Annotated in this window: 6 protein-coding genes and 1 tRNA gene; all 7 read left to right on the top strand. The window is 63.2% G+C overall.

The window, feature by feature from the left end; genetic code table 11:
- Positions 1 to 494: 494 nt before the first annotated feature.
- The 7 genes from thiO (at position 495) to R6U20_RS12165 (ending at position 5,882) form a co-directional block, all read left to right on the top strand.
- Entirely contained in the window at positions 495 to 1,631 is a 1,137-nt protein-coding gene (gene thiO, locus R6U20_RS12135) for a glycine oxidase ThiO (RefSeq protein WP_410338117.1), read from the top strand.
- Positions 1,628 to 1,852, top strand: coding sequence for a sulfur carrier protein ThiS (gene thiS / locus R6U20_RS12140; RefSeq protein WP_410338118.1), 225 nt, complete (start codon positions 1,628 to 1,630; stop codon positions 1,850 to 1,852). Before thiO ends, thiS begins: the two co-directional genes overlap by 4 nt.
- Positions 1,853 to 2,018: 166 nt before the next feature.
- Positions 2,019 to 2,846, top strand: coding sequence for a thiazole synthase (locus R6U20_RS12145; protein ID WP_410338119.1), 828 nt, complete (start codon positions 2,019 to 2,021; stop codon positions 2,844 to 2,846).
- Positions 2,843 to 3,490: a thiamine phosphate synthase gene (locus R6U20_RS12150; RefSeq protein ID WP_410338120.1), complete on the top strand. Its 648-nt coding sequence runs from the start codon at positions 2,843 to 2,845 to the stop codon at positions 3,488 to 3,490. Before R6U20_RS12145 ends, R6U20_RS12150 begins: the two co-directional genes overlap by 4 nt.
- Before the next feature lie 38 nt (positions 3,491 to 3,528).
- A complete protein-coding gene (gene thiD, locus R6U20_RS12155) occupies positions 3,529 to 4,371 on the top strand; it encodes a bifunctional hydroxymethylpyrimidine kinase/phosphomethylpyrimidine kinase (protein ID WP_410338121.1) in 843 nt (280 codons plus the stop codon).
- A gap of 104 nt (positions 4,372 to 4,475) precedes the next feature.
- A tRNA-Arg gene (locus tag R6U20_RS12160) sits at positions 4,476 to 4,552 on the top strand.
- A gap of 295 nt (positions 4,553 to 4,847) precedes the next feature.
- Positions 4,848 to 5,882, top strand: a complete 1,035-nt coding sequence (locus R6U20_RS12165) for a polyprenyl synthetase family protein (RefSeq protein WP_410338122.1) — start codon at positions 4,848 to 4,850, stop codon at positions 5,880 to 5,882.
- Positions 5,883 to 6,033: the final 151 nt, after the last annotated feature.

Genomic DNA, 6,033 nt, shown 5'->3' on the forward strand with positions numbered 1-6,033 from the left:
TGAAGGCAGGACTCATACAGGACGTACGCAGTTGCAACTCACGAATGTCATCTCGTCGCGAGGCTCTGCCTCGTGACGCCGTCGTTTAGGGGCTCCGCCCCGTCCACAGGCAGGAAATGACGCCCCTCGGGTCAAGTGCGTAACTCCTCATCGGAGTGCTGCAACCGGATTTGGTATTACGCATGCCCCAAGCAGGCGCTCTGTCTGCGTGACCTGAGATGCTTCACTACGTTCAGCATGACTGGAGATGAAGGCAGGACTCATACAGGACGTACGCAGTTGCAGCTTACGAATGTCATCTCGTCGCGAGGCTCTGCCTCGTGACGCCGTCGTTTAGGGGCTCCGCTCCGTCCACAGGCAGGAAATGACGCCCTTCGGGTCAAGTGCGTAACTCCGATCCATATCAACCCAATCACAACGAAAGAACACAAACTTACGCGCCGCCTTGTGCGTGCAAATGATCCACATAGAGATCATCACGCACGCATTCTGCAATGTCCGACGCTCCCTACCTCATCGTTGGCGGTGGCACCATTGGACTGTCGTTGGGCTGGACCCTCGCACGCCGTGGAGCGGACGTCACCCTCGTTGAGCGCGATCGGGCCGGACGGGGCACCTCGTGGCTGGCAGCGGGCATGCTGGCGCCCGATGCCGAAATCGGCTTCGAGGAACTGGAGCTCTACCGCCTGAGCCGCGAAAGCCTGAGCCGCTGGCCCGACTTCGTGCGCGACCTGGAGGCGGATGCCGACATGGCCGTCGACTACCGCGATGACGGCACGCTCATCGTGGCCGACGATCCCGACAGCGAAGAGGCACTGCGCCGCCTGTACGACTTTCAGACCGAGCACGGCCTCAACGTCACGTGGTGCTCCGGCGCCGAAGCGCGCGAAATCGAACCGTTCCTGGCACCGCGCCTCGCTGCCGCCATCCACGCACCCATGGATCATCAGGTCGATAACCGGCTGCTGCTGAAGGCGCTGCGTGTGGCCTTCCAGAACGCAGGCGGCACCTTGCACGAAGGTACCGAGGTTGAGGCGATCCTGCCCAACGAAGACACGCCCGGCATCCGCCTGACCAATGGCGAAATCCTGACGGGGCAAGCTGTGGTCGTGGCCGCTGGCGTGTGGTCGCGCGAACTGGACGGATGGACGCCCGAGCATACGCCGTCGGTGCGTCCGGTGAAGGGGCAGATGCTGCAATGCACCATGCAAGGGGCCTTCGAGCTATCGCACGTCATCCGTGGACCCGACGCCTACCTTGCGCCCAAGAGCAACGGACGCCTCGTGATTGGCGCGACCAGCGAGGAGCGCGGCTTCGACACCACCGTCACCGCGGGCGGACTCTACGACCTGCTCGAAGGTGCGTGGGAGGTGGTGCCTGGCATCTACGACCTGCCGGTGGATGACACGTGGGCCGGGCTGCGTCCCGCCAGCCGCGACCATGCGCCGTTGCTGGGCCCCTCGGGCGATCCCGGCATCTGGTGCGCTACCGGCCACTACCGCCACGGCATCCTGCTTACGCCCGTCACCGCCCAAGAGATGGCGCGCCAGCTCCTGGATGGAGAAACCTCCGATTTAGTCGCGCCGTTTTTGCCGTCCCGTATGCACGCAACAACGCCCTCCGCCCCATGAGTACCGACACCGCAGCCACCATCCAGCTCAACGGCGACCCGCGCCCCATCAACCCGCCGCACCCACTCATGGATCTGCTGCACGATCTGGAGATCAACGCCGACACCCAGGGCGTGGCCGTGGCCATCAACGAAACAGTTGTCCGCCGCGAAGACTGGGCCACCACCACCGTGCAGCCCGGCGACGAGGTCGAAGTCATCCAGGCGCTCCAGGGCGGCTGAGCCGGCGCATCCTTCAGAACCCATAGAGCTCTGCGTCCGACGGTCCCCCGTCGGACGTGCACGACGGAGACGCTCCTGTGTCTCCAGTGACAATGCGACGGCGTGTAGAGCACTGTCACTATGCATTGCATCAACCGCTCCTTTTCCAAGCTTCCCTCGTTTTATTATGGCGGATGCGAAAGCCGTTGCCCCATCCACAACCGATTCCAGCTCCGACGCTGATGCGCTCACGATCGGCCATTACACCTTAACCTCGCGGCTCATGGTCGGCTCCAGCGGATATCCCAATCCGCAGGTCATGCTCGACGCCATCGACGCGTCGGGCGCCGACATGGTGACAGTCGCCATCCGACGCGTAAACGTAGAGAACCCGGCTCCCGAGAGCCACCTCGATCTGCTGCGAAAGGGCGGCCACACCATCTTGCCGAACACGGCCGGCTGCTACACCGCCCGCGAGGCCGTGCTCGTGGCCAACCTGGCCCGCGAGGCGCTCGACACCGACCTCATCAAGCTCGAAGTCATCGGCGACGACGAGATGCTGATGCCGGATGTCGAACAGCTTCTCAAGGCCGCTAAGACGCTCGTTGACGACGGCTTCACGGTGCTCGCCTACGCCAACGACGACCCCATCACCTGCCGCAAGCTGGCCGATCTGGGCTGTGCCGCGGTGATGCCGCTTGGCGCGCCCATTGGTAGCGGCATGGGTATCGTGAACCCGTACAACCTGCGCATCATCCGCGAAGAACTGCCCGACACGCCGCTCATTGTGGATGCAGGCATCGGCACTGCCAGCGACGCGGCGCAGGCGATGGAGTTGGGCTACGACGGCATCCTGCTAAACACGGCTATTGCCGAGGCCAAGCACCCCGTGCAGATGGCCCGCGCTATCCGCCACGGACTCGAAGGTGGGCGCCTGGCCTACCGGGCGGGGCGCATTCCGCGTCGCCGCTACGCCAAAGCCTCCTCGCCGCAGCAGGGCCGTGTCGGATCGTGAATCAATCGCTTTCGTCCTTTGTCCTTCCGGAGCCGCCCATCGCGCTCATTGCGAATGGGTGTGCCACACAGCCGGTAGCCACGTCGGTGCAGGCCGCTGTCGAAGCGGGCATCCGGTGGGTACATCTGCGCGACCATGAGGCTGAGCCAGAGCGGTTCCAGCAGGATGCCCAGGCGCTCGTTTGTCGCGTGCAGGCGGTGCAGCCGAGCGTCACGTTCACAGTGAACACGCGCCTGGAGGTGGCTCGCATGCTCAATGCTGGACTCCACACCGGATGGCGCGGGCCACGCCCTGAAGCGGTAACCGCGCCCGTTCCGCATCCGCTCGGGTACTCGGTGCACCACCTGCTTGAACTCCCCGCGCCCCGCTGGCGTGCAGTAGATTACGTGACGTACAGCCCGGTCTTCCCCACATCGAGCAAGCCGGGGCACCCCGGTACGGGCACGGCGGCGCTGCGCCGGTTTTGTGCACAGGCGGGTCTGCCCGTGGTGGCGCTGGGGGGGATCACGCCCGAGCGGGTGGCGGGGTGCTACCAGGCGGGGGTGCGAGGGGTAGCGGTGCTCTCTGGTATCCTTCACGCGCACGATCCGGGCACCGCCGCAGCCGCTTACCTCAACGCCTGGCGGACAGCTTCACGCAAGTAAATTAACCTTCGTATCCTCCTGTAAACTAACTTGTTTTTATGTCTAACAAACCAGTAGCGCTTACCATTGCCGGCAGCGACTCGGGGGGCGGTGCCGGGATTCAAGCCGACCTTAAGTCGATGGAAGCCAACGGCGTCTTTGGCACGAGCGTGATTACCGCGATTACGGCGCAAAACACCACAGCGGTTACCGATGCGCAGCCCGTGGCGCTCGACCTGATTTCGGCGCAGTTGGAGGCGGTGCTGAGCGACTTTCCGGTGGCGGCCATCAAAACCGGCATGCTGGCAACTGCTGACATCATTGAGCGTGTGGCCAACGAACTGGAGCAGCGCGACGGATATCCGCTTGTGGTCGATCCGGTGATGATTTCGAAGAGCGGATACGAACTGCTCGATCCTGATGCCGTGGCTACGCTGCGCAATCGGCTGCTGCCGCTGGCTACGGTCATCACTCCGAACCTGCACGAGGCGGGGCACTTGCTTAACACCACCGTGCGCACCGAAGCAGACATGCGTCAGGCCGCGCGCTCGCTCTTTAAGATGGGACCTAACGCGGTGCTCGTGAAAGGCGGCCACCTTGCCGCCACCGACGACGCGCTCGACGTGCTCTACGACGGGTCCACGTTCCATGCGGTGCGTGCCCCGCGCATCGATACGCCGCACACCCACGGCACCGGGTGCACCTACGCCTCGGCCATTGCCGCGCACCTGGCGCATCAGCGCACGCTGCCGGTGGCGGTGCGCCATGCCAAATCCTATGTGACGAACGCCATTGCGCACGCGCTCCCCTTGGGCAGCGGCCACGGCCCCACGAATCACTTCTTCCACCTAACGCCGTTCACCGAGTCCGCTTCGTTGGGCGTTGATTCAGACGTTGCATAGCGGACTTGCTTGAACAGTTTGTGAGGACGCGCAATGGCGGATCATTCCATTTTTGGGTGCGTGTATGGGTGCGCAACGGGCCGAGCGTGGCCCTGCATACCAATCTGCCCGTAGCTCAGATGGACAGAGCGGCGCACTACGGATGCGCAGGTCGGGGGTTCGAATCCTCCCGGGCAGGCCACCCCCTGACAGGCTTTATGCCGCGTCAGGGGTTTTTTGTGTTTGGGGGGATACGCAGCATCGCCATTGCTCCAGCACACAGGCGCAGCACGCACGGACGGCGCGGGGTACGGCAGCCCGCTCTTTTCGTGGAGCATTTTGCGCGCCCCTCTAATTTCGCGCAGCCTTGACAGGAGGCGCTGCATACGTAACGCAGACGGCACATCACAACCCAAGGGGCAGCGCCCGCACGTAAACTTTTCGCGCGGACACGGCGTAACGGAAATCCAACCTTTCAATGATTTCTGAAAACCGAAATGGAAGACGCCTCCGTCTTTACGTCGAATCGTGCTGATGAGCGGTCTGCGGAGCGGTCGCTACCGACGACGCTCGACGCAATTCGCGCCCCGGTGTCCGAGGAACTCGACGCGTTCCGCCCGTACTTTCGGGAGGCCATGCGCGCCGACCACTTTCTGCTCGATAAGATCACGCAGTACGTGCTCAAGCAGAAAGGCAAGCGCGTGCGTCCGCTGCTGGTGCTGTTGTCGGCTAAGGTGTGCGGCGAGGTCACCGAAATGAGCTACCGCGCCGCTGCGCTTGTGGAGCTGCTGCACACCGCCACGCTCGTGCACGACGACGTGGTCGACGACGCCGACACGCGTCGCGGCATGTTCTCCATCAATGCGCTGTGGAAGAACAAAATCGCCGTGCTCATGGGCGACTTCCTGCTCAGCCGCGGCCTCTTGCTCTCGCTCGACCATCAGGACTACACGGTGCTGCACGCGCTCTCGGATGCGGTGCGCCGCATGAGCGAGGGCGAGCTTCTGCAGATCGAGAAGGCGCGCTTCCTCGACATCGACGAAGAGACCTACTTCCGGATCATCTCCGACAAGACCGCCTCGCTCATCTCCGCCTGCACTGCCGCCGGAGCCCTCAGCGCCACCGATGACGACGACATGGTCGACCGGATGCGCACCTACGGCGAAAAGCTCGGACTCGCGTTCCAGATCCGCGACGACCTGTTCGACTTTGGCGCGGTGGATGCCGGAAAGCCGGTAGGCATTGACATGCAAGAAAAAAAGATGACGCTGCCACTCATCCACGCGCTGCAGCAAGCCGCCAAATCCGATAAGAAACGGGTTATGAAACGCGTGCGCACCGACGAAAAATCGGCTGCGGACATGAAGGCCATTGCGGAGTTTGCCCGTGAGCACGGCGGCATTGCGTATGCACAAGATCGTATGCATGCGTTTGCCGAGGAGGCTTACGAACTGGCTGGGTCGTTTCCGGAGTCGCCCGCTCGCGACGCGCTCATGGGACTGACGGCCTACACGATCCAGCGCACGCGGTAGTGCTCTGTCAAGGATAATTTTTCGGGTTGTGTGATAGTATGCACTCCCTCCCCCTAAATCCCCCTCCTCTGAGGGGGATTTAGGGGGAGGGATCCCATACTATCACCCAACCCGAAAAATTATCCTTGACAGAGCACTCCCGCGTGCGCTG

Origin of the sequence: Longimonas sp., assembly GCF_046498435.1 — a bacterium.
GTDB lineage: Bacteria > Bacteroidota > Rhodothermia > Rhodothermales > Salinibacteraceae > Longimonas.

Coding starts and splice junctions, on each gene's coding strand:
- thiO (WP_410338117.1), top strand. CDS start 495: ATGTCCGACGCTCCCTACCTCATCGTTGGCGGTGGCACCATTGGACTG.
- thiS (WP_410338118.1), top strand. CDS start 1,628: ATGAGTACCGACACCGCAGCCACCATCCAGCTCAACGGCGACCCGCGC.
- R6U20_RS12145 (WP_410338119.1), top strand. CDS start 2,019: ATGGCGGATGCGAAAGCCGTTGCCCCATCCACAACCGATTCCAGCTCC.
- thiD (WP_410338121.1), top strand. CDS start 3,529: ATGTCTAACAAACCAGTAGCGCTTACCATTGCCGGCAGCGACTCGGGG.
- R6U20_RS12165 (WP_410338122.1), top strand. CDS start 4,848: ATGGAAGACGCCTCCGTCTTTACGTCGAATCGTGCTGATGAGCGGTCT.